A 26,119-nucleotide genomic window follows, 5' to 3' on the forward strand; every position below is an offset into this window, starting at 1 on the left:
TCGATACGAATCTGGGGCTGTCTAGCATCCACGCTAGACAGCCCCAGATTTGCCTGTTCAACTGCGTTTGCGCAGGCAGAGCACGTAGTCGAAGAGGTCGACCGAGTTGTCGTGCACGTAGTTGGCGTTCGACTCCGGTGCCAACGACTTGCACCGCTCCCCGTTGGTGGAGGCCGGAATCCGCAGCAGCACCTCGTACGTGTTCGGGCCGCACGGCACCTTGCGCAGGTCGGCGTTGCTGGCCGTGCCGTCGTTGACCACACAGTCGCCCTTGGCGAACTGCTCCGCCCGGGTCGGCGTCTGGGTCGGCTCGGCCGTCGTCGGTTCGATGGTCGGTTCGGCGGTCGGCTCCGTCGGCCCGGTCTCCGTGGGCCCGGTCTCCGTGGGCCCGGCGGACGAGTTCGCCACCGGTGGCGAACCGTCGCTGTCGGCCGACGTCACGAGGAACCAGCCGGCCACCCCGAGGCACGGGCAGAGCAGCAGGATCACCACCAGCCCGACGATCAGGGCGATCCGCCCGCCCCGCCCCTTCGCCGGCGGCACGGGCGGGGGCGGGTAGCCCGGAGTGGGCTGACCCGGATATCCCGACGGCGGCACGGGCTGACCCGGGAAGCTGGGCGGGGGCACGGCCTGGCCCGGATATCCGGGGGACGGCGTGGCCTGGCCCGAGAAGCCGGGTGGCGGTGGCGGCAGGGACTGGCCGGGATGACCGGCCGGCGGCGGTGCCGGTGAGCCGAACGCGCTTGCTGCCGGTGCGGCAGTCGGCCCGGCAGGCGGGAAGGGGCCCGGTGGCGGCCAGCCGGCCCCCGAGTTCGGCGTCGGCTGGCCGGTCGGCGGAAGGTAGGTGTCCGGCGGCGGGTAGCCGGCTCCTGAGGTCGGCGGCGGGTAGCCGGCTGTCGATGCGGGCATCTGGGTGGTCGGGGAGTACCCGCCTTCCGACGCGGGCATCTGGGTGGTCGGTGAATACCCGCCTTCTGGTGCGGGCATCGGTGTGGTGGCGGGATGCCCGCCTTCCGACACCGGCAGCCGGGTGGTCGGGGGTTCCGGTTCCGGTGGCGTGGATACCGGTACGGTCGGGGGTTCCGGGGGCGACGGGGCCATCGGTGCGGTCGCCGGCTCGTCCGCCGCGTTCGGCGGAGGCGGGGAGATCTGGGCGGTCGGCGTCTCGTCCTGGCCACGGGCGAGGGGAGCCGTCGGCGACTCGTTCGAATCACGCGGGATCGGGGCCGTCGCCGGGTCCGTGTCCGACGGGATTCCCACCGTGGGCTGCTCCGGCTCGGAGCGAGCGATGTGCTTCGTCGGTGGTTCGGGGTCGGAGTGTGCGAGGGGCGTGGTGGGTGGTTCGGGGTCGGGGTGTGCGAGGGGCGTGGTGGGTGGTTCGGGGTCGGGGGTCGGGGACCGGTGTTCCTCGTCGGGGCGGCCGGAGTCGGGTGGGCCGTAGGTTGACAATTTCTCCCCCAGGGGTGGGCTCAGCGCTGCTTGAGGCAGAGGACGAAGTCGAGGGTGTCCAGCTCGCTGTCGAAGAAGTACCAGTTGGTGTAGCCCTCCACCTTGCCGCACTTCGCCTCGGCGTCTCTTTCACCACTGGTGGCCCCGTCGAAACGACGTAGCACCTCGTACGTCGTCGGGGCACATGCGGTGATCAACAGCTTGGGCTTGCCGCCGGCCGGGCCCTCGTTGCGGACGCACTGTCCCGCCTTGACGAAGCGAGGATCGGCCGACGAGGCGGGGGCGGGGGTGGTGGTTGTCGGCTCGACCGGGCCGGTGGTCGCTGCGTCCGGCTCGACAGGTGACGTCGGAAGCACGGTGCCGGCCGGCTGCTCGTCGTCGTTCCCCAGCAGGTACCACAGGGTGCCACCGCCGACGACCAGCACCGCGAGTACGGCCAGCACCGCGATCAGCGGACCACGACCGCGCCTCGGCGTCGGGTTACCCGGGTACGCCCCCGGCCCGCTCGTCGGATACGGCTCCGCCGGCCCGTACGTCTGCGGCGGGTACTGGTCGTACGACGGGTAGCTGGGCTGGCCGCTCTGCGGTTGCACCGGCACGACCGGCGGTGGGTGCTGGTCCGGGGCGGGCTGGCCCCAGCGGTCGTCCGGGCGTCGCCCACCCCACGGTTCCGGGGAACCGCCCGGTGGTCCATAGTTCGCCATGCCCCTCCTCCCGCGTGTCGAGATGCCGGCCGTCCGGGAAGGACGTCGACGACCTGGTCACCGTAGCGTGGTCCCGCGATGACCTCATCCTCCTCGGCTGCGACACCCACCCGACCTGCCCTGATCTGGACCGCACTGATCCTGGTCTACGTGCTGTGGGGTTCCACGTACCTCGGTATCCGGGTCGCGGTGGAGTCGTTGCCGCCGCTCGGCTCGGCCGCCGTCCGTTTCAGTGGCGCCGCGCTGGTGCTGGCGGTCGTCCTGCGGCTCCGGCGGGGGCCGGGCGCGCTGCGGGTCGACCGTCGGCAGTTCGGCTCCGCCGCGCTGATCGGGGTGCTGCTGCTGGCCGGGGGCAACGGCCTGGTGGTGCTCGCCGAGTCCGGCCCGTCCGGCGTGGCGGTGCCGTCGGGAATCGCCGCGCTGCTGGTGGCCACCGTCCCGCTGTTGGTGGTGGTGCTGCGTACGGTCACCGGGGACCGACCCCGGGGGTGGACGTTCGCCGGGGTGACCGTGGGCTTTCTCGGGCTGGTGCTGCTGGTCCTCCCCCGGGGCGGGTCCGGGGTGGTGCCGTTGGTCGGCGCGCTGACCGTGGTCGCGGCGGCCACCTGCTGGTCGGTGGGGTCGTTCCTCTCCGGCCGGCTACGGATGCCCGCCGACCCGTTCGTCGCCACCGTCTACGAGATGGTCGCCGGGGCGGTGGTGCTCATCGGGCTGGCCCTGACCCGGGGTGAGCTGCGGGGGTTCTCCCCGACACAGGTGACGGCCCGTTCCTGGCTCGCCCTGGTGTACCTGATGCTGGCCGGGTCGGTGGTGGCCTTCACCGCGTACGTCTGGTTGCTGGCCCACGCCCCCATCTCGCTGGTCTCCACGTACGCCTACGTCAACCCGGTGGTGGCGGTGGCGCTCGGCGCGCTGCTGGTCGCCGAGCCGATCACCGGCCAGGTGCTGCTCGGCGGTGCGGTGATCGTGGCCGGCGTGGCGCTGGTGGTGACCACCGAGCGAACCCGACGGTCGGCCGGTCGCGGGGCAGCCACGACGCTGTCCCGCCGGTAACGTCGAGGGTCGTGTCCGTCGACCCGGTGACCGCAGCGGCGACCCTCGGCGTCCTGGCCGGCCTCGCCGCACCCCGGATCGCCCGCGCCTTCCCACCTGTTCCCGCCGCACCTCTCTCCGCCGCACCTTGCCCCGCTGCACCTCTCCCCGCCGCACCGACCGAGGTCACCGGTCGTTTGGCGGCCGAGACCTCGGTTGTCCCGTCGGTCGGGTCGTCAGCGGGCTCGCCGGCTGGCTCTCTGGATCGTCCCCTGGTCAGCTTCCTGCCTGGTGGTCGTCCGGGCGGATCGCCGATCGTGGTCGCGGTGGTGGGGGCGGTGGTCTTCGGCGGGTTGGCCGCCGCGCGGGGACCGGAGCCGGCGCTACCGGCGTTTCTCCTGGTGGCGGCCGTGGGACTGGTGCTGGCGGTGGTGGACGTGACCAGTCTGCGCCTGCCCGACCCACTCGTCGGCGCGGCGGCCCTCGGCAGCGGCACCGCGCTGACCGGTGCGGCCGTTGCCGCCGGCACTCCGGGCCGCCTGCCCCTCGCGCTGGCCGGGGCCGCGCTCTCCTTCCTCCTGTACGTGGTGCTGGCGCTGCTGCCCCGGTCCCGGCTCGGTTTCGGCGACGTGAAGCTGGCGGCGGCACTCGGCCTGCCGCTGGGTTGGCTGGGCTGGCCCGCCCTCTGGCTCGGCCTGCTCCTGCCGCACCTGCTCAACGGGGTGGTCGTGCTGGCGCTGCTGGCCGTCCGGCGGGTACGCCGGGACACCACCCTGCCCTTCGGCCCCGCCCTGCTTGCCGGTGCCTGGCTGGCCGCCGTGCTGGCCTGAGCCCCACCCGCTCCCGCCCACCGACAACCAAAGGAATCGAGGTAGATCTTGGAAGATGTCGGCCCTCCCAGGGACCATTTCTTACCAGATCACTCGTTGGGCTGGCTGCCGGTGCCTCGTCCGACCGCTTGGCCAGCGACGGGTGCCGGCGGGGTGCGCAGCGAGGGTCAGATGAGGCGGAGTTGGCGGTCCTTCGGGCGGCGCGGCTCGGCCTCGCCGAACCGTTCGAACAACCCGGGGTCGACGACGTCCAGGAACGGTGACGGTCGGCAGTCGCGTTCCGTGCCGTGGCGTACCCGACGGGCGGCGTGGCTGACGTAGAGCCGGTCCTGGGCGCGGGTCAACCCGACGAAGAAGAGCCGCCGTTCCTCGGCGATCGCGTCGTCGTCCGGTGTCGAACCGGGCCAACGCAGCGGCAACAGGCCGTCCTCCACGCCGACCAGGAAGACCACCGGGAACTCCAGCCCCTTCGCGGCGTGCAGGGTGAGCAGGGTGACCGCCTCGGCGCGCGGGTCCAGCGCGTCCACCTCGGCACCCGTGGCGAGCTGGGAGAGGAAGAGTTCCAGGTCGTCGCCGCAGCGCCGGGCCAGCGGCGCGAGCAGGTCGACCGCCGTCCGGACGTCCTCGGGGCGGACCGTGCCGGCGGCGTCCAGAGTGGGGGCGGCGAACCGCTCGGCGAGCACCTGCCCGGCGAGGCGGACCCGGGCGGGCAGCCCACCGGCGAGCCCGTCGGCGTGCCGCAGCTCCCGGGCGATGGCGAGGACGCCGGGCCGGTCCCGGAGCCGGTCGTGCGAGCGCTTCTGCACCGGGATGTTCGCGCGGGCCAGCGCGTCCACGATCGGGGCGGCCTGCGCGTCGGTGCGGTAGAGCACCGCGATGTCGGAGAAGGACAGGGTGGTCGAACGGCCGTCGATGCGTCCCGAGTCCAGCGACCGGTGGGAGAGCCCGCCGACCAGGTCGTCGACGGTGCGTACCACGAAATCGGCCTCGTCGGCGACGGACGCCGCCGGGTAGCGGCCGACCAGCGGGGCCTCCGGGTCGAGCCGGGCCGGGTCGAGCCGGCGGCCCCGGACCAGCGAGGACGGCGCGATGGCCTGGACGGCGGCGGCCAGGATCGGCGCGGACGAGCGGTAGTTCCGGTTGAGCCGGACCAGCCGGGCGTCGGTGAAGTCCTCGGAGAAGCGCAGGAAGTAGCCGACGTCGGCACCCCGGAACGAGTAGATCGCCTGGTCCGGGTCGCCGATCGCGCACAGGTTGCCGTCGGCGGGGCTGAGCAGCCGCAGCAGGTCGTACTGGACGGCGTCGACGTCCTGGTACTCGTCGACGAAGATCCACCGCCAACGTTCCCGGTAGTCGCGTACCAGCTTCTTGTCACCCTTGAGCAGCGCGACCGGCAGGGTCAGCAGTTCGTCCAGGTCGACCAGGTCCTGCTTGCGCAGCAGCGCGGTGTAGCGGGCCGGGTCGTCGCCGGCCTCCGTCCGCGCCGCCGTCCGTTCGGCGTCGTCGGCGATCCGGAAACCCTCGGGCAGCCCGGCGGCCCCGGCGTTCTCCCGCAGGATGCTCAGCCCGAGCGAGTGGAAGGTGCCGACGGTGACGTCCTCGGCGACCGGGCCGAGCAGCCCGTCGAGCCGGTGCCGCAGCTCCTCGGCGGCCCGCCGGGTGAAGGTGATCGCCAGGCACTGCTCGGGGAAGACGTTCAGCTCCGCGCAGAGGTACGCGATCCGGTGGGTCAGCGTCCGGGTCTTGCCGGTGCCCGGCCCGGCCACGATCAGCAGCGGACCGCCCGGTGCGGAGGCGGCCACCCGCTGCATCGCGTCCAACCGGTCCAGCAGGCCGGTGCCGACCTCCTCCATCCCGGCGAGCATCGGCTCGAACGGCTCGTGCGGGGAGGGCGTCGAGGCGAGCGGTGGCGGTGGTGGGGTCGGCGCGGGCTTCGGCTCGGCCTTCGCCGCCACCGTCGGCCGCTTGGCCTTCGGTTTCGCCGCCGGCTCCGTCGGCCTGCGCTGCGCCGGCACCGGTACGTCGAACAGCGTCTCCTGCCCCGACCCGGCGGCCCCGCCCAGCTCGGCGGGGTCGAAGAGGGTGATCACGCCGTACTCGCCGTCGTAGCCGGGCACCCGGCGCACGTCGCCCCGGCGCAGCCGGCCGATGCCCTCGGCGAGCAGTTCCCCACCGACCCGGCCGATCTCGTCGACCGGGGTGCGGGTCAGGATCTCCAGCTCGGGGCCGAGCGCCGCGACCAGCTCGTGGAGCTTTCCCTCGACCCGCTTGGACCGGGCGCCCACCTTGTTGATCTCGCCGAGGATCTCGGCCAGCGGCACCAGGTGGGTGACCTCGCGGGCGTGCTCGGGGCGGTGCCCGTCCGGCCGGTCGGCCAGCTCCTCGACCCGGCTGAGCACCCCCACGGTCAGCGGCTTGCCGCACTCCGGGCATCGGCCGCCGGACGCCCGGGTCTGCTCCGGTGACCAGTTGACGCCGCAGAGCCGGTGCCCGTCGGCGTGGTACTTGCCCTCCTCGGGGAAGAACTCGATGGTCCCGGCCAGCCCGTCGCCGGTACGCAGCGCGTCCCGGATGGCGAAGTAGTCGCGGGTCGACGAGAAGACGGTGGCCTCCCGGGCCAGCGCCGGCGGGGAGTGCGCGTCGGAGTTGGAGACCAGCCGGTAGCGGTCCAGGCTGCCGACCCGCCAGTTCATCGCCGGGTCGGAGGAGAGCCCGGTCTCCACCGCGAAGACGTGCTCGGCCAGGTCGGCGTAGCAGTCGGCGATCGCGTCGAAGCCGGACTTGGAACCGAGCGCGGAGAACCACGGCGTCCAGATGTGCGCCGGCACCAGGTAGCCGTCCGCGCTGGCCTCCAGGGTGATCTCCAGCAGGTCCCGGGAGTCCAGACCGAGGATCGGCCGGCCGTCCGAGCCGAGGTTGCCGATCCGCCCCAGCGCGGCGTTGAACCGGGCCACCGCGTCCAGGTCGGGCAGGTAGATCAGGTGGTGCACCTTGCGGGTCCGGTCGTCCCGCTTGTAGATGGTGGAGATCTCCACGCTCAGCATGAACCGGACCGGGTCGGCCTCCGCCGCGTCGGCCAGCCGGGGCGGCAGCCGCCGGGCGATGTCCGCCTCGGCTTCCGGGCCGAGCCGGTACAGGCCGGGCTCGGCCGGCTGCAACGTCTCGCGCAGGTGGTCGTACCAGGCGGGATGGGTGAAGTCCCCGGTGCCGAGCACGCCGATGCCCTTGCGTCGGGCCCACCAACCGAGGTTGGGCAGGGTGAGATCGCGGCTGCACGCGCGGGAGTACTTCGAGTGGATGTGCAGGTCCGCGACGAACGGCGGGACGCCACCGGGGGGAGTGGCGTTGAACGGAGGCACGCCGCATCCTGTCACGACCGGTCCCCTACCCGCCCTCCGCCACGCGTACGCGTGACCTGAGCAATCCGGTGCTGGACACTGCCGGCCGGGCGCGCTATGGGCCTGAACTCCCCCGCCCCGGGGCGCGCACGGGCTGAACTCCTCCCGCCCGGGGCCGCGCTACGGGGCGCGCAGCTCCACCAGGGTCACCTGTGGCGGTGCGCCGACCCGTACCGGTGGGCCCCAGAAACCGGCTCCGTTGGTGACGTAGACCTTGGTGCCGTCGATCTCGCCGAGGCCGGAGACCACCGGTTGCTGGAGCTTGACGGCCAGGTTGAACGGTGCCAACTGGCCGCCGTGGGTGTGCCCGGAGAGCTGGAGGTCGACGCCGAACTTCGCCGCCTCGTGCGCGGCCACCGGTTGGTGGGCGAGCAGCACCACCGGGCGACTGACGTCCCGGTCGCCGAGCGCGGCGGCGAAGTCTGCCGGCCCGGCCAGGCCGGTGCCGTCGGCGGTGACGTCGTTGATCCCGGCCAGGTCGAGCACCCCGCCCCGGGCCCGGATCTCCTGCCGCTCGTTCTGGAGCACCCGCAGGCCGAGCCGGTCGACCTCGCGGACCCACTCCTCGACGCCGGAGTAGTACTCGTGGTTGCCGGTGACGAAGAAGCTGCCGTACCGGGAACGCAGGTCACGCAGCGGCTCGGCGGCCTCGCCCAGCTCGGCGACCGAGCCGTCGACCAGGTCACCGACGACCGCGACCAGGTCGGCGTCCAGTCGGTTGATCATCGCGACGATCCGCTCGGTGTGCGCCCGGCCGCGCAGCGGACCGAGGTGGATGTCCGACACGGTGGCGATGCGCAGGCCGTCCATGCTGCGGGGGAGCTTCGCCAGTGGGATGCGTACCCGGTCGAGCTGTGGCGGTCCCAGCGCGGTGCGGACGCCGTACCCGGTGATGCCGACGGCGGTGAGCCCGGCGAAGATCGCGGCCCCCCGGGCGAGCAGCAACCGGCGGGACGCGTCGTGGTCGGGTTGGTCCACCGCCTCGGCGGCCGGCGGGTCGGCGCTGCCGGTCGCGCCGACCAGCACCGGCTCGGGGGCGGCCGTGGTCGCCTCGGCGGCGGCGCTGCGGCGACGCAGCACCAGCCGGGTCACCGCCATCGGCACTTCCAGCAGCAGCAGGACGATCAGCAGGTAGAACATCACCGCGAGCCAGAGGTAACCGGGCCAGGCCAGCCAGAACGCCCCGGCCACCTGGGTGCCGGCCATCGTCGCCGGGACGAGCACCGCCAGCACCAGCGCGACGACCGTGCCGACCCGCCGCAACCGGCCCGGACCGGTGGTGTCCTTGACCAGCCGCTTCCACAGGTAGCAGTGGATCAGGCCGGTGACCAGCGCGAGCATGCCCACGAATCCCAGAATCGCCAACACGACAGAGCCCTCTCTCAGCCGCCCGCGAAGGGAGGCAGCACGTCGATCGTGGCCCCGGCCGGCAACGGTGTCTGACGATCATGGCAGGCCACCCCGTCGACCAGGAAACTCGCCACCTGGAGCACCGCAGCCAGCCGGGGGCCGTGCCGGTGCGCGAGTTCACCGAGCAGTTCGTCCAGGGGACGGCCGGCGGATGCGGTCTCCTCGCTGCGCCCGGCGGCGGCCCGCGCCCCGGCGAAGTACCGGACGGTGAGGTGCACCTCAGCCTCCGATCGCCGACATGGGTCGGACGGGTTGCAGGAAGGTCGGATCGTCGATGCCGTGCCCGGCCCGCTTGACCACCGTGGCGGCCTGCCAGCGCCGGGCCAGTTCGGTGTCGTCCGCGCCGGCCCGCAGCGCGCCGCGCAGGTCGGACTCCTCGGTGGCGAAGAGGCAGTTGCGGATCTGACCGTCGGCGGTGAGCCGGGTCCGGTCGCAGTCGCCGCAGAACGGCCGGGTCACCGTACCGATCACGCCGACCCGGGCCGGACCGTCGCCGACCAGCCAGGTCTCGGCCGGGGCGGCGCCCCGCGCGACCGGGTCGGCGGTGAGGGTGAACTCGGCGGCCAGCGCGGCCAGGATCTCGTCGGCGGTGACCATCGTGGCCCGGTCCCAGCCGTGCTGGGCGTCCAGCGGCATCTGCTCGATGAACCGCAGCTCGTAGCCGTGGTCGAGGGCGAAACGCAGCAGCGCCGGTGCCTCGTCGTCGTTCACCCCGCGCATCAGCACCGAATTGATCTTCACCGGGGTGAGCCCGGCGGCGGCGGCCCCGGCCAGCCCGGCGAGCACGTCGGCCAGCCGGTCCCGCCGGGTCAGCGCCGCGAACCGCGCCGGGTCCAGGGTGTCCAGCGACACGTTCACCCGGTCCAGGCCGGCGTCGCGCAGCGCCGGGGCGAGCCGGTCCAGCCCGAGACCGTTGGTGGTCAACGAGATCCGGGGACGGGGGCTGAGCGCGGCCACGGCGGCGACGATGCCGACCAGGCCCGGCCGGATCAGCGGCTCACCGCCGGTGAACCGCACCTCGGTCACCCCGAGCCGCTGCACGGCGACCCGCACCAACCGGACGATCTCCTCGTCGGAGAGCAGCTGCGGCCCGGCCAGCCAGGGCAGCCCCTCCGCCGGCATGCAGTAGGTGCAGCGCAGATTGCACTTGTCGGTCAGCGACACGCGCAGGTCCCGGGCGACCCGGCCGTGCCGGTCGACGAGAACGCCGGGGGTCGTCGGGACGCCGGCGGTCGTCGGGGCGGCGGTCACCCGTCGACCGTAGCGCGGCCGGCACCCCGCAGCGCCGTGCGGGCGGCTGCGGTGACCGCATCGCGGTACGCCGCACCGAACAACGCGGTGTGCACGAGCAGCAGGTGCAGCTGGTGCAGCGGTACCCGCTCCCGCCAGCCGTCGGCGAGCGGCCACGTCTCCCGGTAGCCGGCCATGATCCGGTCGTGGTGCGGCGGGCCACCGAAGAGCGCCAGCTGGGCCAGGTCGGTCTCCCGGTGGCCGCCGTGCGCCGCCGGGTCCACCAGCCAGACCCGGTCGTCGGCACCCCAGAGCAGGTTGCCGGGCCAGAGGTCGCCGTGCAGCCGGGCCGGCGGCTCGTCGCCGCCGAACTCGCCGACCCGCGCCACCACCTGCTCGACCAGGGCGGCGTCCGGACCATCGAGCGCGCCGCCATCGACCGACATCCGCAGGTACGGCAGGAGCCGCCGCCGGGCGAACCAGTCCGGCCACGGCCCCTCGTCCGGGGTGTTGTCCGCGGGGAGCGTGCCGATGAACCCGGGCCACGCTGCCCCGAACGCGGCAGCGCCGGCCCGGTGCGTGGCGGCCAGCTCCCGACCGAACCGCTCGGCCGCCTCCGGCGTCGGCTCGCCCGGGTCGACCCAGTCGAGCGCCAGCAGCTCCGGCAGCGCCACCACCACCTCCGGTACGGCCACCGCGCCGGCCTCCCGCAGCCAGCGCAGCCCGGCGGCCTCGGTGCTGAAGAAGCCCTCCGGCACCGGCCGGCCGGCCCGCTCCGGCCATGACTTCGTGAAGATCGAGTGACCGTCGTCCAGGGTCAGCCGGGAGGCCGCGCAGCTGTCTCCGCCGGCTACCGGGGTCTCCCGGATGCGCTGGTGGGTCAGGAAGGTGGGCAGGTGCTCCGGGTGCGCCCGCAGGTACGCCAGGTCCATCAGCGCAAGGTAGCCCCTCTTTCCGACCCCGGTGGGCCGTGCCGCCTTCCGAATCGTGGCTACCTGCACAAATACTCTCCGTATCTGTGGATAAGCCGCGTGTCGTCCACAGGGCGTCCTCGGGGTCTGTCGGGGCGTTCCCGCGCGCCGCAGGCTGCCGAACATGAACGCGACCGACCGCCCCCGGCTCACCGTCCGCTCTCCCGCCGACCTGATCACCGCCGTGCCGTACCTGCTCGGCTTCCACCCCACCGACAGCGTCGTGGTGGTGGCGATGCGCGGCCGGCGGATCGTCTTCGCCGCCCGCGCCGACCTGCCCGCGCCGGGCACCGACCCGGCGCTGCCCGCCCGGCACCTCGGCGACGTCCTCGGCCGGCAGGACGCCGAGTCCACCACCGTCGTCGGCTTCGGCCCACCCGAGCGGGTCACTCCGGCGGTGGACGCCGTCCGGTCGGCGCTCACCGCCATCGGGCTGCCTGTGCTCGACGCGCTGCGGGTGACCGGCCGCCCTCTGCACCGCGCCGGACTGCTGCCCGCCCGACGGCACCCCGTACGACCCGGACGCCAGTCAGGTCGCCGCCGCCGCGGTCTTCGCCGGCCAGGTGGCGCTCCCCGACCGGGCGGCGCTCACCGCACAGGTCGCCCAGGCCGCGGGTATCGACCGGGTCGCGTTGCGCCAGGCCGGCGACCGCGCCGAACGACGCCTGCTCGACCTGCTGGAATCGGCCCCCGCCGCCGACGAGTTCGGCGAACGGACGATCCGCAGGGCCGGCATGGCAGCGGTCCGGCAGGCACAGCGCCGGCACCGGCGCGGTGAGCGGCTCACCGACGACGAGGTGGCCTGGCTGACCCTGCTCCTGACCCACCTACCGGTACGGGACCACGCGTGGGAACGCACCGACGGGCGGGAGGAGGACATCGCCCTCTGGGGTGAGGTGCTGCGCCGCACCGAGGAGGAGTTGGTTCCCGCCCCGGCCTGTCTGCTCGCCTTCGCCGCCTGGCGGGCTGGCCAGGGCGCGCTCGCCGCCGTGGCGCTGGAACGGGCGCTCACCCTCCGCCCGGACTACACCCTCGCCCAGATCCTGGACGACCTGCTCCGCACCGGTGTGCCGCCGTCCGACCTGGACGGCTGGCCGGCCGTGGCGCAGCCGGGGGTGCTGCGCCGTCGCCGTCGCCGACCTCGTCGCCGCTGACCGGCCGCGCCTTCGGCCTGGTCCGTACCGGTGACTTCGCCTGCGCCTCACGGCGGGTCGCTCGACAGTGGTGGGTCGGTCGGTGGCGGTGGATCGGGGTTCGACCGGTAGCGGCGGTTCGGGGGTTCGGTCACGGCGGTGGGTGGCACTGGGCTGGTAGGTGGCGGTGGGGTCAATGTGTTGCCGGAGAGAGGTATGCCGAGCTGTCATGTTCATGCCGCAGTGGCATATCGAATGGCTCGGGTGGCTGGCGGCGGACGAGGAAGGTCGATGCGGCTTTCGGGGTGGCCCGTCGGCCGGGGACGCGCGAGCAGTCGCCCTCCAGGGTCACCTCGGTGCCGATGGCGAGACCAATACGAAGCGCCTGCCCTGAAACCAGGGCAGGCGCTTCGTCGAGACGGGGTCGGTCAGGTTCGGTCGGTGATCCGGGCGACGAACGTGCGCCATGCGGTCGGCGCGATCGTCAGCGCCGGGCCGTCCGGGTCCTTCGAGTCGCGAACGGCGACTGCGCCGGGAAGGTTGTCGGCGACCTCGACGCAGTTTCCGCCGCTGGTGCCGCTGCGGGAGGACTTGCGCCATCGCGCGTCAGTCAGGTCCATTGATTCGCCACCTTCTCGCAGGCGTTCGGCCAAGCTACGCAAATCCTCGGAATCTATTGTGGACCGGGTTGGTCAGGTTCGGTAGGTCAGCCCGGCGACAAAGGCGCGCCACGCGGTCGGCGCGAACGTCAGGGTCGGTCCGTCCGGGTCCTTGGAGTCGCGGACCGCGACCGCGCTGGGAAAGTTGTCAGCGACCTCGACACAAGCGCCGCCATTGGAACTGCTGCGGCTACTCTTGCGCCAGTGCACGCCGGTCAGTTCATCCATGATCGTGCTCTCAAAAGCTCGATGGTCTGGTCACGCGGTAGCGCTACCGACCTGACTGTATCCCAGACCGCCCAGAGGGACGCAACGTCCTTTGTGATGCGTCCTGCGGCTTGGTCGTCCAGGTAGCCGACATCTTCACCGTCTGACGTGCTCGCGATGATGAACGGGCCGGCCTGGCCCGGGTGCAGCCCGGCGCGTAGCGGCAGGACGTGAATCATCAGGTTTGGTCGCTGGGCAAGCTGCACCAGGTGGTCCAACTGGGGAGCAAGAATATCGGGAGTACCCCGACGAAGCGCCGCCTCGTCGATCACGAACACGAGCAAAGGTGGGCGCGGCCGGTCGAGTACGGCAGCCTGCCGTTGTAGTCGAGAGTCGACATGATCCTCCGCGTCGGCGGCAAGGGGACCGCTGGCGATGATGGCACGCGCATAGTCGGGAGTCTGGAGTAGGCCCGGCAGGACGGCGCTCTCAAACCATCGCAGGCCGGATGCCTCGCGCTCGATCTCGGCCCAAGGTCTGAACCAAGTTGGCTCACGTTTCTTCAGAACGTCCGGCCATAGTTCCTCAATGTCCTTGCGCAGAATCTCGGCGACCTTGGCGCGGTGGCGAGTTTGAGGGATCCGTCCTTGGTTTACCCATCGAGCTGCCGTCTTCGGATCGACTCCGATTTGAGCTGCAAGGCTCTCGGCGGTCTCGCCAACGGCGACCATCGCTCTCTGAACTGTCCGGTTCACCCAAACTCCTCGGACTGAACGTCCCGAATGTCTTGGGTACAGAGTGCTACGCGGTGTCATTGCTTCGCAACCCTCGGCAAGGTCGAATCAGGGCGGCGCTGTCGGTAGTGGTCGAGAGCTGTCGATCGCGTCTGCCGAGGGGCTGTCCCGTGGAAGGGCGGGACGGCCCCTCTTCCATGCCGACGAACAGGAGGGGATCTCGTGCCCAGGGAGAAGCCGAAGCCTGAGAAGAGCCCGACGCCCGTACCCAGCCCGACGCCCACGCCCGGCACGGAGCCCGATCCGGCCCCTGGGCCGCCAGCGCGTCCGATCGTCCCGGGACCGATCGGGCCGTTCATTCCGCCGTATCGGGGGCCGGGACGGATGACCGGCATCGTGCCGGCGCATCGCTGGGCGGTCGGCCGGAACCGGGGGCCCGGTGAGTGAGCCGGAGGTCAGGTCGGGCGACGTGTTGCGCCTGTCCCGCGCCGCGAGTGTGCAGTTCATCCGGCCGATCACGGTCCGGGTCATCCGGTTGCTGACCGACTGGCACACGTACGACGGGTGGTTGTGGATCGACGCGTACGAGCTGAACGCCGCAGGCGACGCGGTCCGTCGGCGGACCCTGTTCTTCATGCCGGCGGGTGCCCGCCGGCTCACCCCGCAACCGAGGCCACCCGCCGCGCAGTCAAAGGCGGCGGCCCCGCAGCCGAGGCCAACGACTACCCAGCCGAGGGCGGCGGCTGCGCAGCGCGGGGCGACAGCCGCGCAGCCAAACGGAACAACTGCGCAGCCGAAGGTGGCGGCTGCGCAGCGCGGGGCGGCTGCGCAGCGCGGGGCGGCTGCGCAGCGCACCGCCCGGTCCGGGGCGGCGCAGGTGCGCGGGGCGGCGGTGACGCGGTGACCGCACCGCTGCCGGGCCGGCACACGCCGGTGCGCCCGATCTGGTTGTGCCGGGTCGACGCGAGCCCCTGGCCTTGCGGCGAGGCGAAACTCGCCCTCCTCGCCAGGTACGACGGCGACCGGGCGGGCCTGCTGATTCTGCTGTCCAGGCTGTCGGCCGAGGCGACCGACCACCTGACGCAGCTCGACGGCGGGCGTCAGGTCGACCTGACCCGCCGCTTCCTGGACTGGGCCCGCCCACCCACCGACTGACCCTCCTCCACCGATTGCCCTCCCCGTCGACTGCCCTCCTCCACCGACCGGCTTCCCTCCGCCGACCCGACAGGTGGCCGCCAATCATCGCCCCTCGATCCCGATAGCCGGGACAGGGGACGACACCCGATGGATTGTGAAGAGTTGTTGCGGCCCTGGCGACAACAACTCTTCACAAACCACACCGCACTCTCTTCTACCCGCACCGCACCGTGCCGTGCCGCAACCGAACCAATGCCGCCACCGCGCCCGTGCCGCCACCGCGCCCGTGCCGCCACCGCGCCCGTGCCGCCACCGCGCCCGTGCCGCCACCGCGCCGTGCCGCGCCGCGCCCGTGCCGGCCGGGCCTGGTTGCGCCGGGCAGGGCCGGGTTGCGTTGCGCCGGGTTGCGTTGCGCTGGGCTGGGCTGGGCCGTGAGTGGACCTGATCAGGGTGTGACGCGGTGGGATCCGGTGTAGACGTTCATCGTCCGGCCACGCAGGAAACCGACCAGCGTCATACCCGCCTCGTCGGCCAGGTCGGCCGCGAGGGTGCTCGGCGCAGATACCGCTGCCAGCAGCGGTATCCCGGCCATCCAGGCCTTCTGGGTCAGCTCGAAGCTCGCCCGACCGGACACCAGCAGCAGGTGCCCGGCGAGCGGCAGCAGTCGTTGCCGTACCGCCCAGCCGACCACCTTGTCCACGGCGTTGTGCCGGCCGACGTCTTCGCGCAGCACCACCAGCTCGCCCGCGGGGGTGAACAGGCCCGCCGCGTGCAGGCCACCGGTGCGGTCGAAGGCGCGCTGCGCCGCGCGTAGCCGGTCGGGCAGGTCGGCCAGCAGCTTTGCCGGCACGGTGAGCGGGTCGTCCGCGACGGTGAAGCGGGAGCGGGTGCGTACCGCGTCGATGCTGGCCTTGCCGCACACACCGCAGGAACTGGTCGTGTAGAAGTTGCGCGACGGGTCGGTAGCCGGTTCCGGTACGCCGGGGGCGAGCACCACGTCGACCACGTTGTACGTGTTCGGCGTCTCCGCCCCGGAGCAGAGCTGGGCGGTGTGCACGTCGGCGTCGGTGCGGATCAGCCCCTCGGTCAGCAGGAAGCCGATCGCCAGGTCGAGGTCGTCGCCGGGGGTACGCATGGTCACCGCCAGCGGGCGGCGTCGACCCGGGCCGCCGGGACCGACCCGGATCTCCAGCGGTTCCTCCACGGCGAGCGTGTCCGGCCGGCGTAGCGCCACCCGGGCGTCGTCCGCCGCGTCGAGGTCGATCCGGAGCACGCTCCGCCGGTCAGTGGCCCGTCCCATCCCGCCATCCTGCCCCGCCCGCCCGACCCTCCGCACGCCGACGGCCACGGCTGAGAAGGGCCACCGCTGTGCACGGCCACGGCTGCGCACGGCGGCGGCCACAGCCACGGCTGTGCGGGGCCACGGCTGAGAAGGGCCACGGCTGCGCACGGCGACGGCTACAGCCACGGTTGTGCACGGCCACGGCCACGGCGACAGCTGCGCACGGCGACGGCTATGGGCTGTGCGGGGCGACGGCTACGGTGGCCAGGTGACGGCGTACGCGGCGGTGGTGTTGGCGGGTGGGGCCGCCCGCCGGATGGGCGGACGGGACAAGCCTGCGGTGCCGGTGCACGGGCGGCCGATGCGCGACCGGGTGCTCGCCGCGGTCGCCGACGCCGTACCCCGGGTGCTGGTCGGGCCGGCCGGGCCGCTCCCCGCCGACGTCCTGGTGACCCGGGAGGAGCCGGCGGGCGGTGGCCCGGTGGCTGCCACGGCGGCGGGGCTGGCCCTGCTCCACCCCGGTACGACCGTCGTCGCCCTGCTCGCTGCCGATCTGCCGCTGCTCACCCGCCCGGCCGTCGGCGTCCTGCTCGACGCGCTGGCCGGCGGCTCCGGCCCGGCGGCGGACGGCGTCTGCCTCCTCGACGATCAGGGACACCGACAGCCGCTGTGCGGGGTGTGGCGGGTGCCTCCGCTGCGCGCCGCGCTGGACCGGGTGGCCGCCCGGCGGGCCGGCACGCTGGCCGGGGCGTCGATGCGGGAACTCCTCGGCGAGTTGACCGTGCGCGAGTTGGCCTGGTCCGCTGCCGGCCCGCCACCGTGGTTCGACTGCGACACTGACTCCGACGTACGCCGGGCGGAGGAGTGGACGCGATGACGGTGCTGGACGACTGGGTGACGGCTGCCTGCGCCGAACTGGGGCTCGATCCGGCCGAGGTGTCGGTGCCGACCGTGCTGGACCTGGCCCGGGACGTCGCCCACCAGGTGCTGCGACCGGGTGCGCCGGTCACCGCGTACCTGCTCGGGGTGGCGGTCGGGCGCGGCGCGGACCCGGCTGCGACAGCGGCCCTGCTCAGCGGGCTGGCCGCCGATTGGCCGGTCGAGTTGGGCGGTAAACGTCCCGACTGAGCGGCGGGGGGTGCGCTGTCCGATCCCGGTCGCGGTGGATTCGTCAGGCGGCCCGCCTGGGTAGGGTGACCTTGACGGACGGAGGCGATCATGACGGCGGACCACCCCTCGAAGCCGACCGGTGATCAGCCCGGCACCTCGCCGGAGCACCACGAGCACCACGATTCGGTCCTGCTGGACGAGCCGAGCACGGCCGACCTGCGGGCCAAGGTGACCGAAGCCTGGCGGGAGTTCGCCCGCGCGCTGGCCGAACGGCTGCGCGAGCTGCCGGCCGGGGCACACCTCGAACTGACCCTCGACCCGACCGCCTCCGGTACGGGTGACGCGGTCTACTCGATCAGCGTCGCCGTCGGCGAGGAGGGCCGGCTCTCGGCGCGGGCGGTCGGCAACGCCACCCTGCCGCAGGGTTACCGGCTGGACCGCGCCGCCGTGGCCGACATGATCGCGCTCGGCTGGTCGCCGCCCGGTGTGGTGGCGGGCTCCGGCGAGCATTTCGGCCTGGACGGGTCGACCGGCGACGCCAGCAAGCTGGCCGGGCTGCTCTCCCGCACCCTGCGGGACGTGTACGGCGCTCCGCACCCGGCCTTCCTGGTCTACCTCTGTCAGGACGCCGAGGGCGAGTCGTTGCCGATCGAGGCGCTCGGCACCGCGCGCAGCGAGTTCGGCCCCGACCAGGACGTCGAGGCCGACCTGGATGAGGCGTTGGCCGCTGCGGCGACCGCCCAGAACGGCGACCAGGACGTGCTGGACCTGCCGGAACGGGTCCGGACGGTCGTCTCGACCATGCTGAAGTCGACGTCCGACCACCTCCAGGTCGACTCCGACGGGGACATCAACATTCGGGCCGGCTCGGCGATGGTCTTCGTCCGGGTCCGTGACAATCCGCCACTGGTCGACGTCTTCTCGCCGGTGCTGACCGAGGTCGAGCCGACCGAGCGGCTGTACGTGAAGCTCTCCGAGCTGACCAACCGGATGCCGATCGGCCGGCTCTACTGCGCCGACGACACCGTCTGGGCGTCCATCCCGGTCTTCGGCCGCAACTTCCAGGCCACCCACCTGATGCTGGCGGTGCAGGTGATGACCGGGCTCGCCGACGAGCTGGACGACCGGCTGCACGGTGAGTTCGGCGGGAAGCGGTTCTTCGGTGAGGGCGACAAGCCGGGCCGGGGCGACACCGAGCACCGCACCGGCATGTACCTCTGATCCACCGCCCGCGCCGCTGGCGCGCTGGTCGGGGCGTCAGGGGGTGGACGGGCCGACGCCCGGCGACTCGACCAGCCGGGACAGCACGATGGTGCTCCGGGTGGAGGTGACGAACGGCTCTGCCCGGAGCCGTTCCAGCGCCTCCTCGAGGTGGGAGATGTCGGCGGCGCGCAGGTGCACGAGCGCGTCGGCCTCACCGGAGACGGTGTACGCGCCGACCACCTCGGGGTGCCGCCGGGCAGCCACCCCCAACTGGGTGGGTGTGGTCCGGCCGGCGCAGAACAGCTCGACGAACGCCTCGGTGGTCCAGCCGACGGCGGCCGGGTCCACCACGGCGGTGAAGCCCCGGATCACCCCGGTGGCCCGGAGTCGGTCCACCCTCCGCTTGACCGCCGGCGCGGAGAGTGACACCCGGGTGCCGATGTCCGCGTACGAGGCGCGGGCGTCCGCCACGAGCAACGCAATGATTCGCTGGTCCACCGCGTCTATCTGCAACGTTCCGCCTCTGGGAAGCAATGGTTCTGGCTGTTACCAAAGTTCCAGGCTACCTACCCTTGGTCACCGTGAACCAGCAGCGCGTCCCGCGAAAGCGGACATACCTCATGTGTGCCCCGGAGCACTTCGCGGTCGAGTACGCCATCAATCCGTGGATGGACGTCACCGCCGGTGTCGACGCGGCGCTGGCGGTCAAGCAGTGGGACCGGCTGCGGGAAACCCTGGTGGGTCTCGGCCACGAGGTACACGTGCTGACCCCGGAGGCGGGGCTGCCGGACATGGTCTTCGCGGCCAACGGCGCCTTCGTGGTGGACGGGACGGTCTACGGCGCGCAGTTCAAGCACGAGCAGCGGGCCGCCGAGGCCGCCGCGCACCGGGCGTTCTACCAGGAGCACGGCTGGCACTTCATCGCACCGAGCGAGACCAACGAGGGCGAGGGCGACTTCGCCTACCTGCCGGAGGCGCACGGTGGGCTGATCCTCGCCGGGCACGGCTTCCGTACCGAGTTGTCGGCGCACGCGGAGGCGCAGGAGGCGCTGGGCCGCCCGGTGGTGTCGCTGCGCCTGGTCGACCCGCGCTTCTACCACCTGGACGTGGCGCTCGCCTCGATCGACGACGGCAACATCGCGTACTTCCCGGGGGCCTTCTCGGCGGCCAGCCAGCGGGTGCTCACCCAGCTCTTCCCGGACGCCGTGCTCGCCGCCGACGACGACGCGCTGGCCTTCGGCCTGAACCTGGTCAGCGACGGGGCGAACGTGGTGCTCAACAGCGACGCGGCCCGGCTGGCCGGGAAGCTCAAGGCGGCCGGGTACACCCCGGTGCCGGTGGAGCTGGCCGAGCTGAAGAAGGGCGGTGGCAGCGTCAAGTGCTGCATCGCCGAGCTGCGCCACTGACGAGGCCCGACCCGGGCTCAGCCGAGCGTGGCGATCTCGTTGATCAGGACGTTGGAGAGCAGCCGGCCGTCGAACTGCACCTTGCGCAGGTACCACTTCTGCTGCGGGGTACGCGGCTGGTTGAACTGCCACGGACCGCGCGGACTGTCGATCTGGCCGATCTTGCCCAGCGCCAGGTTGACCTGCTGCGGGTTGGGCTCCGCGCCGGCCAGCCGGAGCGCCTTGTCGAGCACCTGCGCGGCGTCGTACGAGGCCATCGCGTAGGTGGTGGGGGAGACGTTGTAGGTCTTGCGGTACGCCGAGGCGAAGATCCGGTTGGCGTTGTTGTTCAGGTCGGCCGAGTAGTTCAACGAGGTCTGGATCGTGCCGGCCTTGAGGCTTTCGTCCGCGTTGACCAGGATCGAGCGCAGGTCGGTGAGGATGTTGCCCTCGGTCAGGAAGCCGGGCGCGTAGATGTCACCGAACCAGCGGCTGCGGCGTAGCTGCCGGATGAACTGCTCACCCGCGGTGCCGGAGTAGAAGCAGAAGATCCCGTCCGGCTGGCGGTTGAGCGCCTGGCTGATCTGCGGGCCGAACTCGTCCTCGCCCGGAGTGGGGTTGGCGGTGGTGAGGATCGGATCGCCGATGATCCGTGGGTCGTCGGCGCCGAAGCCGTCGCGGAAGCCCTGGATCACGTCCAGGCTGGCGGTGCCCTCGGGCGCGACGATGGCGAGTCGACTGTCGTTGGGCAGCGTCCGCCGCAGGTACGACCCGAGCGCCCGGCCCGGCTCGTCCAGCACGTACGACGTCCGCCAGATGTAGACGACGCTCTGGAGGCTGGGCGGGGAGGCGTTGGACCCGATCAGCGGCACCCGGGCCTTCTCCACCGCGTCCCGGATGCCGGACATCACTGTCGAGTTGACCACGCCGCTCATGGCGAGCACGTTCTGGGCGAGCAGCTTGTCGACGGCGGCCTGACCGCTCTTGGCGTTGTCGCCCTCGTCGACGGTCACCACGGTCGTCGGGTGCCCGCCGAGCTGCTGCCCGTTCATCGCCAGGAAGAGCTGGAAGCCGTTCTCGATGTCCTCGCCGATCGCCTTGCCGTCGCCGCTCTCCGGCCTGATCAGTCCGATCTTGATCGGGCTCCCCGCGGCCGGCGTCTCGGTGTCGTCCGTGCCGCAGGCGGCGGCCAGTCCGGTCGTACCGAGCGCGGCCAGCAGTTGGAGGGCCCGCCTGCGGTTCATCTGCGACACCGAAAATCCTTCCGGGAGCATGGCCGGGCGTCACCGCCCCTCCGGCGTTCTACCTGGTGGCCGACGCTGCGTCAATGGATCTTGATCTTCAAGGAGTGACTGCAACGCAGCCCTTACCTGCGGCCAGGCAGCCGAGAGCGGGTCGATCAACCCGAAGTGCTCGCATTCCGGCAGCTCAACGAGGGTGACCGGGGCGCTGGCGGCCCGTGCGGTGGCAGCATATGACCTGCTCAGAGCGACCGGGACCTGCCGGTCCTCCGTACCGTGCAGAATCACCGTCCGTGTCCGCGGTGGCACCGAGCATCGCGGATCGGCCACCGCGTACCGCTCCGGGTGGTCGGTCGGGCCGCCGCCGAGCAGGGCGGCCACCGCGCCGGAGTCCAGATCCAGCCGGTACGCCTCGGCGAGGTCGGCGACCGGGGCCAGCGCCAGCACCCCGGCCACGGTCTGCGGGGCGTACGCCGCGACGTGCAGCGCGAGCTGCCCACCCGCCGAGTGCCCCAGCAGCACCGGCGGCCCTGCGGCGACCTGCCCCGGCAGGGCGTGCGCCGCCAACCCGGGCAGGGCCGCCACCCCGGTCCGGACGTCGGTGAGGGTGTTCGGCCAACCACCGCCGGGCTGACCGGTGCGCCGGTACTCCAGTTGGGCCACCGGCCAACCCAGGTCGGCCAGCGCGGCGGCGAGCGGGCCGGTGTGGGTGCGGTCGTACCCGGCCCGCCAGAAGCCGCCGTGCAGCACCGCCACCAGCGGGCGGACCGGACCGTCGCCGGCCGGTCGACGCAGGTCGACGAGCTGCTCCGGATGGTCGCCGTAGGAGACGGTCAGGTCCGGTGGCGGGGCGGGCCGGGTGAGCACGGCACGCGGGTCGGCGGGCATGCCGGCGACGGTAGCGCGACCGACGGCCCGGCAGCGTCCCCGATCAGCGGCGACTCGTGACCGACGGCCCGCCCCGGCCCACCCGCCACGGCCCGGCGGCGGCCCGCCACGGCCCTGCCCACCCGCCCCCGGCCCGGCGGCCCGCCACGGCACGGCCTGGCGGCGGCCCGGCCGGCGGTGACGGGCCGGGCTGCCGGTGGTCCGGGCGCGTGCGGCGGGAGCGGGTGGGCAAAGATGGTGCCATGACCGAAGCGCACTCCACTGGACAAGATGACGAGCCGGGCCGCGAGGACGGACACTCGGGCACCGTGGTGGTGGTCGGCCCGGACGGTCGCCCGGTCGGCACCGTGCAGACCGACGAGGCCGGCGAGGACCCGACCCGCCTGGTCGAGCAGCCGGCCAAGGTGATGCGGATCGGCAGCATGATCAAGCAGCTGCTGGAGGAGGTCAAGGCCGCTCCGCTCGACGACGCCAGCCGGCACCGGATGCGGGAGACCCACGAGCGGTCGATCGTCGAGCTGAAGGACGGTCTCGCCCCCGAGCTGCGCGAGGAGTTGGAACGGCTCTCGCTGCCGTTCGCCGAGGACCAGGCGCCCAGCGAGAGCGAGCTGCGGATCGCCCACGCCCAGCTGGTCGGCTGGCTGGAGGGGCTCTTCCACGGCATCCAGGCCGCCCTGGTGGCCCAGCAGATGGCCGCCCGGGTGCAGTTGGAGCAGATGCGTTCCGGTGGCCGTCCCGCCCTGCCCAGCGGCCCCGGCGGGCTGGTCCCCGGCATGCCCGGCATGGGTCAGCAGCCCGGCGGCGAGGGCCACAACACCGGCCAGTACCTCTGATCGCTGGGCCGGGGCGTCGCGACCTCTGAATCCCATGTCCGGGGCGTCGCGACTCTGATGAGCCGGTGCCGGGGCATCGCGTCCGGCGCGGCGTCCCGGCCCGGTCAGCCCACCCCGAAGACCTTCTCCAGGTACGCCGCCACGCCGTCGGCGGTGTTCGCCCCGGTCACCTCGTCGGCGATCTCCAGGACGGCGGGGTGCGCGTTGGCCACCGCCACCGCCCGCCCCGCCCAGGTCAGCATCGGTACGTCGTTGGGCATGTCACCGAAGGCGAGCACGTCGCGCTGCTGCACGCCGATCCGGGCCGCGTACCAGGCCAGCCCGGCAGCCTTGGTCACCCCGGCAGCGGAGATCTCCACCAGCCCGCTGTACGACGAGTGCGTCGCCTCGGCCAGCCCCTCCAGGGCCCCCGCCACCACCTGTACGAAGGCGTCCGGGTCCTGCGTGCCGGCACGGGCCAGCAGCTTCACCGCCGGCACCGAGGCCAGCTCCTCCGGCGACTCGACGGCCCGGATGGCCTCGTGGTCGGCGTCCCAGCGCAGCGGGTAGTGCGCCTCGTGGCGCATCTCACGGCTGTCCACGATCTCCACCGCGAAGCTGACCTCCGGCACCGCCGCCCGTAGCCGTCGGGCCACCTCGGCGAGCAGTTCCGGGGCGAGCGGGTCGGCCCGCAGCACCTGGTCGGTGTCCGGGTCGTACACCACCGCGCCGTTGGCGCAGACCGCCGGCAGCGGCGCGGAGAGCTGGTCGTACACCAGTTGGAGCCAGCGGATCGGGCGGCCGGTGACCAGCACGACGGGCGTGCCCGCCGCGGCGATCCGCTCCAGCACCGCCGTGGTGCGCGCGCTGAGCTGCCGGTCGTCGCCGAGCAGGGTGCCGTCGATGTCGCTGGCGACCAGCCGTGGTGTCTCTCCCATCACCGGGAGAGTAGTCGGTCCAGGTAGACCGCCACCCCGTCGTCGTCGTTGCGCAGGGTCACCTCGTCGGCGGCGGCCCGCACCAGCGGGTGGGCGTTCGACACGGCCACCCGGGACCAGCCGGCCCACGCGAACATCGGCAGGTCGTTGGGCATGTCACCGAAGACCAGCACGTCCGCCGGGTCGACGCCGAGCCGCTCGGCGACCACGCTCAGGCCGCTGGCCTTGTCCACCCCCGCCGGGCAGATCTCGACGAAGCCGAGGCCGGCCTGGGTGAGGGTGGCCACCTGCGGCCCGACGATCCGGCGGGCGGTGTCCAGCAGTTCGTCCACGTGGTGGTCGGCGGTCCGGACGAATGCCTTGATCACGTCGTGGGAGAGGCACTCGGCCCGGCTGCGCGCCTCGAACCGGTCCTGGTAGGGCCAGGCCGGGTGATAGTCGCCCCAGAGCGGCGCGTCGTGCTCGTCGGACCCCTCGACCATGACGGTGAGCGGGCCCACGACGGCCTCCAGGTCGGCCAGCAGCCCGGCCAGTACCTCGCTGGACAGGCGCTCGTCCCGCAGCGTCACCGGCCCGGTCGGGTCGCTCTGGTCCACCACACACCCGCCACCGGCCATCACCAGGTAGTCGGCGGCCCGGATGTCGTTGCGGGTGAGTTCCTTCAACCGGGGGCCGCGGCCGGTCGCGCCGACCACCGGGATGCCGGCGGCCCGCACCCGGTCGAGCACCCCGTGGGTGTACGCCGACACGGTGTCGTCGCTGCGCACCAGCGTGCCGTCGAGGTCGGTGGCGATGAGTTTGGGCAGCCCAGGGCGGGTCATGGTTCCTCCTTGCCCGCCGCCGTCCGTACCGGTCGTCCGACCCGGTGTGACGGCGGGCAGCAACCGTACCTCGCCGGACAGGTCGCAACCATGGCTTCCCGGCGAATCGGGTGCCAACGCCCGATGGCCGACGGACCGCCGCCCGGCGGGCCGGTCACCGCGGTCGGCGGGGGCCGGTCGTGGCTGGTGGCGATGCTCAGGCGTCGGGTTCGCGGCGGGCGAACGGGACCGTCGGGGCGACGGTCAGGTCGGCCGGTCCGGCCAGCCGGTCGTCGTCCTCGTCGGGGTCGACCCCGTCCGGCCCGGCCTCGTCGCGGGGGCCGTCGTCCAGCCGGTCGTCCGGTTGCCCGACGGCGGTGAGCAGCGCCGCCCCGACCAGCGCGACGGCGACGAAGGCCATCACCAGCCCTCGGCCGTAGTCCACCCGGAATCCGTCCTCCGGGGAGTAGAAGAGCGCCCGCTGCCCGGAGTCGTCCAACGAGAAGGCGGTGACGGTGAGCAGGACCAGCAGGGCACCCGCCACGGACAGCCCGGCCACCCGGGCATCGTGCCGGGCCGCCGGACGCCCGCGCAGGGTCAGCGCCACCGCAGCGCTGAGCAGCAACAATCCCACCAGGTACGCGACCCCGAAGCCGCCCACCTCTGCCACCCCACCGGGCACCCGCAGGGTGCCGCTGCCCGCCGGACCGCCGTTCGGCACGGTCATCACCAGCCACTCCCCGGCCATCGACGCCGTGGCGGCGACCGCGCCGAGCAGGGCCAGCACCGGGGGCAGCCGCCGGTCCCGGCGCAGCGCGGCGGGCCAATGCCCGAGCCGCCGGACCGTCGGTCGTTCGGCGGCACCCCACTCCAGCAGGGAGGTGTCGTCCGAGCGGTCGTCCTGTCGCGGGATGGGGAGATCCTGGGACATCGGCCACCTTCCGCGTCGCGGGCCTGACCCGCATCATCCCACGGCGGTCCGCCCCCGCCCGGGAGCGCCGACGCCCGGAAGCGGCGTACCGATGGCTCACATCGACGGTCTCGACCGGGTCGGTCGCCGCGGGCGGGGGTTTCGACTAGCGTTCGGGGTATGCCTATCCGTACCGCTTCCGCACGTTGGCAGGGCAACCTCACCGAGGGTGCCGGGACCGTCCGCACCGGCAAGGGTGGCCTGGAGGGGAACTACTCCTTCAAGTCGCGCTTCGAGGAGGGCGAGGGCACCAATCCGGAGGAGCTGATCGGTGCCGCCCACGCGGGCTGCTTCTCGATGGCGCTCTCCAAGCAACTCGCCGACGCCGGCGCGTCCGACACCTCGGTGGAGACCACCGCCAAGGTGCACTTCGACAAGACCGACGCGGGGATGACCGTCACCCGGATCGACCTGGAGACCGTCGGTCGGGCTCCGGGCCTGGACGAGGCCCAGTTCGCCAAGCTGGCCGAGGCCGCCAAGGAGAACTGCCCGATCTCCCGGCTGCTCTCCCCCGGCGCGCAGATCAGCCTCACCGCCCGCCTCGCCTCCTGACCCGATCCGGCCCGCCGCCCGGTCCCTTCGGAGGCCGGGCGGCG

At 72.9% G+C, this 26,119-nt stretch carries 25 protein-coding genes and 3 pseudogenes; 11 read left to right on the forward strand and 17 right to left on the reverse strand.

The genetic code is table 11. The features are described from left to right. Positions 1-57: 57 nt before the first annotated feature. Positions 58-507 carry a hypothetical protein gene (locus tag ACIG87_RS10145; RefSeq protein ID WP_396850139.1) on the reverse strand — a complete coding sequence of 150 codons (450 nt, stop codon included), beginning with the start codon at positions 505-507 and terminating at the stop codon, positions 58-60. Positions 508-1,469: 962 nt separating this feature from the next. Then, positions 1,470-1,949, reverse strand: a pseudogene (locus ACIG87_RS10150) (flagellar basal body protein FliL); the annotation flags it as partial. Positions 1,950-2,231: 282 nt separating this feature from the next. On the opposite strand from ACIG87_RS10150, the gene ACIG87_RS10155 reads away from it, so the two are divergent. Both ACIG87_RS10155 and ACIG87_RS10160 read left to right on the forward strand, forming a co-directional pair. Further along, entirely contained in the window at positions 2,232-3,206 is a 975-nt protein-coding gene (locus tag ACIG87_RS10155; protein WP_396849921.1) for an EamA family transporter, read from the forward strand. A gap of 11 nt (positions 3,207-3,217) precedes the next feature. After that, positions 3,218-4,015: a prepilin peptidase gene (locus ACIG87_RS10160; RefSeq protein ID WP_396849923.1), complete on the forward strand. Its 798-nt coding sequence runs from the start codon at positions 3,218-3,220 to the stop codon at positions 4,013-4,015. Between the two features lie 167 nt (positions 4,016-4,182). On the opposite strand, the gene ACIG87_RS10165 is transcribed toward ACIG87_RS10160, so the two are convergent. From ACIG87_RS10165 to ACIG87_RS10185, 5 genes are all read right to left on the reverse strand, one after another. Next, positions 4,183-7,374 (reverse strand): UvrD-helicase domain-containing protein, encoded by a 3,192-nt coding sequence (locus ACIG87_RS10165; RefSeq protein ID WP_396849924.1) that lies wholly within the window; start codon positions 7,372-7,374, stop codon positions 4,183-4,185. A 159-nt stretch (positions 7,375-7,533) separates the two neighbouring features. Continuing rightward, entirely contained in the window at positions 7,534-8,781 is a 1,248-nt protein-coding gene (locus ACIG87_RS10170) for a metallophosphoesterase (RefSeq protein ID WP_396849926.1), read from the reverse strand. Between the two features lie 14 nt (positions 8,782-8,795). Continuing rightward, a complete protein-coding gene (locus tag ACIG87_RS10175; protein WP_067301193.1) occupies positions 8,796-9,041 on the reverse strand; it encodes a MoaD/ThiS family protein in 246 nt (81 codons plus the stop codon). Between the two features lies 1 nt (position 9,042). Continuing rightward, positions 9,043-10,074 carry a GTP 3',8-cyclase MoaA gene (moaA, locus tag ACIG87_RS10180; protein WP_396849927.1) on the reverse strand — a complete coding sequence of 344 codons (1,032 nt, stop codon included), beginning with the start codon at positions 10,072-10,074 and terminating at the stop codon, positions 9,043-9,045. Then, the gene (locus ACIG87_RS10185) at positions 10,071-10,985 is read right to left on the reverse strand and encodes a fructosamine kinase family protein (RefSeq protein WP_396849929.1); all 915 of its coding nucleotides are present in this window, start codon (positions 10,983-10,985) and stop codon (positions 10,071-10,073) included. The genes moaA and ACIG87_RS10185 overlap by 4 nt, the downstream gene beginning before the upstream one ends. A 163-nt stretch (positions 10,986-11,148) precedes the next feature. On the opposite strand from ACIG87_RS10185, the pseudogene ACIG87_RS10190 reads away from it, so the two are divergent. Next, a pseudogene (locus tag ACIG87_RS10190) lies at positions 11,149-12,178 on the forward strand (DUF4192 domain-containing protein). A gap of 407 nt (positions 12,179-12,585) precedes the next feature. On the opposite strand, the gene ACIG87_RS10195 reads toward ACIG87_RS10190, so the two are convergent. The 3 genes from ACIG87_RS10195 to ACIG87_RS10205 all read right to left on the reverse strand — a co-directional run bounded on the left by ACIG87_RS10195 (position 12,586) and on the right by ACIG87_RS10205 (position 13,778). Further along, positions 12,586-12,777: a DUF397 domain-containing protein gene (locus tag ACIG87_RS10195; protein ID WP_396849931.1), complete on the reverse strand. Its 192-nt coding sequence runs from the start codon at positions 12,775-12,777 to the stop codon at positions 12,586-12,588. Between the two features lie 72 nt (positions 12,778-12,849). After that, positions 12,850-13,044, reverse strand: coding sequence for a DUF397 domain-containing protein (locus tag ACIG87_RS10200; RefSeq protein WP_396849932.1), 195 nt, complete (start codon positions 13,042-13,044; stop codon positions 12,850-12,852). After that, positions 13,032-13,778, reverse strand: a complete 747-nt coding sequence (locus tag ACIG87_RS10205) for a Scr1 family TA system antitoxin-like transcriptional regulator (RefSeq protein ID WP_396849934.1) — start codon at positions 13,776-13,778, stop codon at positions 13,032-13,034. Before ACIG87_RS10205 ends, ACIG87_RS10200 begins: the two co-directional genes overlap by 13 nt. A 418-nt stretch (positions 13,779-14,196) precedes the next feature. Between ACIG87_RS10205 and ACIG87_RS10210 the strand changes: the two are divergent. Then, a pseudogene (locus ACIG87_RS10210) lies at positions 14,197-14,439 on the forward strand (hypothetical protein); the annotation flags it as partial. Positions 14,440-14,657: 218 nt separating this feature from the next. Then, positions 14,658-14,912: a flavin reductase gene (locus ACIG87_RS10215; protein WP_396849935.1), complete on the forward strand. Its 255-nt coding sequence runs from the start codon at positions 14,658-14,660 to the stop codon at positions 14,910-14,912. Positions 14,913-15,339: 427 nt separating this feature from the next. On the opposite strand, the gene fdhD is transcribed toward ACIG87_RS10215, so the two are convergent. Continuing rightward, positions 15,340-16,194 carry a formate dehydrogenase accessory sulfurtransferase FdhD gene (fdhD, locus tag ACIG87_RS10220; RefSeq protein ID WP_396849936.1) on the reverse strand — a complete coding sequence of 285 codons (855 nt, stop codon included), beginning with the start codon at positions 16,192-16,194 and terminating at the stop codon, positions 15,340-15,342. Between the two features lie 250 nt (positions 16,195-16,444). Here fdhD and ACIG87_RS10225 point away from each other — a divergent pair, with 250 nt between their 5' ends. The 3 genes from ACIG87_RS10225 to ACIG87_RS10235 all read left to right on the forward strand — a co-directional run bounded on the left by ACIG87_RS10225 (position 16,445) and on the right by ACIG87_RS10235 (position 18,507). Further along, complete coding sequence (locus tag ACIG87_RS10225) at positions 16,445-17,053, forward strand: molybdenum cofactor guanylyltransferase (RefSeq protein ID WP_396849938.1); 609 nt, start codon at positions 16,445-16,447, stop codon at positions 17,051-17,053. Then, positions 17,050-17,304: a DUF6457 domain-containing protein gene (locus ACIG87_RS10230; RefSeq protein ID WP_396849940.1), complete on the forward strand. Its 255-nt coding sequence runs from the start codon at positions 17,050-17,052 to the stop codon at positions 17,302-17,304. Before ACIG87_RS10225 ends, ACIG87_RS10230 begins: the two co-directional genes overlap by 4 nt. A 90-nt stretch (positions 17,305-17,394) precedes the next feature. Beyond that, positions 17,395-18,507, forward strand: coding sequence for a T3SS (YopN, CesT) and YbjN peptide-binding chaperone 1 (locus ACIG87_RS10235; protein WP_396849942.1), 1,113 nt, complete (start codon positions 17,395-17,397; stop codon positions 18,505-18,507). Between the two features lie 36 nt (positions 18,508-18,543). Here ACIG87_RS10235 and ACIG87_RS10240 read toward each other — a convergent pair whose 3' ends face one another. Continuing rightward, complete coding sequence (locus tag ACIG87_RS10240; RefSeq protein WP_396849943.1) at positions 18,544-19,002, reverse strand: Lrp/AsnC family transcriptional regulator; 459 nt, start codon at positions 19,000-19,002, stop codon at positions 18,544-18,546. A gap of 59 nt (positions 19,003-19,061) precedes the next feature. Here ACIG87_RS10240 and ddaH point away from each other — a divergent pair, with 59 nt between their 5' ends. Further along, entirely contained in the window at positions 19,062-19,895 is an 834-nt protein-coding gene (gene ddaH / locus ACIG87_RS10245) for a dimethylargininase (protein WP_396849945.1), read from the forward strand. 17 nt (positions 19,896-19,912) lie between these two features. Here ddaH and ACIG87_RS10250 read toward each other — a convergent pair whose 3' ends face one another. Both ACIG87_RS10250 and ACIG87_RS10255 read right to left on the reverse strand, forming a co-directional pair. Continuing rightward, entirely contained in the window at positions 19,913-21,127 is a 1,215-nt protein-coding gene (locus tag ACIG87_RS10250) for an ABC transporter substrate-binding protein (protein WP_396849947.1), read from the reverse strand. Positions 21,128-21,157: 30 nt separating this feature from the next. After that, on the reverse strand, positions 21,158-22,003 hold the full coding sequence (locus ACIG87_RS10255) for an alpha/beta hydrolase family protein (RefSeq protein WP_396849949.1): 846 nt from the start codon (positions 22,001-22,003) through the stop codon (positions 21,158-21,160). Between the two features lie 242 nt (positions 22,004-22,245). Here ACIG87_RS10255 and ACIG87_RS10260 point away from each other — a divergent pair, with 242 nt between their 5' ends. After that, positions 22,246-22,836, forward strand: coding sequence for a bacterial proteasome activator family protein (locus tag ACIG87_RS10260; RefSeq protein ID WP_396849950.1), 591 nt, complete (start codon positions 22,246-22,248; stop codon positions 22,834-22,836). Positions 22,837-22,940: 104 nt separating this feature from the next. Here ACIG87_RS10260 and ACIG87_RS10265 read toward each other — a convergent pair whose 3' ends face one another. The 3 genes from ACIG87_RS10265 to ACIG87_RS10275 all read right to left on the reverse strand — a co-directional run bounded on the left by ACIG87_RS10265 (position 22,941) and on the right by ACIG87_RS10275 (position 25,484). Continuing rightward, complete coding sequence (locus tag ACIG87_RS10265) at positions 22,941-23,753, reverse strand: HAD family hydrolase (protein WP_396849952.1); 813 nt, start codon at positions 23,751-23,753, stop codon at positions 22,941-22,943. Continuing rightward, positions 23,753-24,574, reverse strand: a complete 822-nt coding sequence (locus ACIG87_RS10270; protein ID WP_396849953.1) for an HAD-IIB family hydrolase — start codon at positions 24,572-24,574, stop codon at positions 23,753-23,755. Before ACIG87_RS10270 ends, ACIG87_RS10265 begins: the two co-directional genes overlap by 1 nt. Positions 24,575-24,770: 196 nt before the next feature. Continuing rightward, positions 24,771-25,484: a hypothetical protein gene (locus ACIG87_RS10275; RefSeq protein ID WP_396849954.1), complete on the reverse strand. Its 714-nt coding sequence runs from the start codon at positions 25,482-25,484 to the stop codon at positions 24,771-24,773. 159 nt (positions 25,485-25,643) lie between these two features. Here ACIG87_RS10275 and ACIG87_RS10280 point away from each other — a divergent pair, with 159 nt between their 5' ends. Then, positions 25,644-26,075 carry an OsmC family protein gene (locus tag ACIG87_RS10280; RefSeq protein ID WP_396849955.1) on the forward strand — a complete coding sequence of 144 codons (432 nt, stop codon included), beginning with the start codon at positions 25,644-25,646 and terminating at the stop codon, positions 26,073-26,075. Positions 26,076-26,119: the final 44 nt, after the last annotated feature.

Origin of the sequence: Micromonospora sp. NPDC051925, from assembly GCF_044548625.1 — a bacterium.
Classification (GTDB): Bacteria; Actinomycetota; Actinomycetes; order Mycobacteriales; family Micromonosporaceae; genus Micromonospora.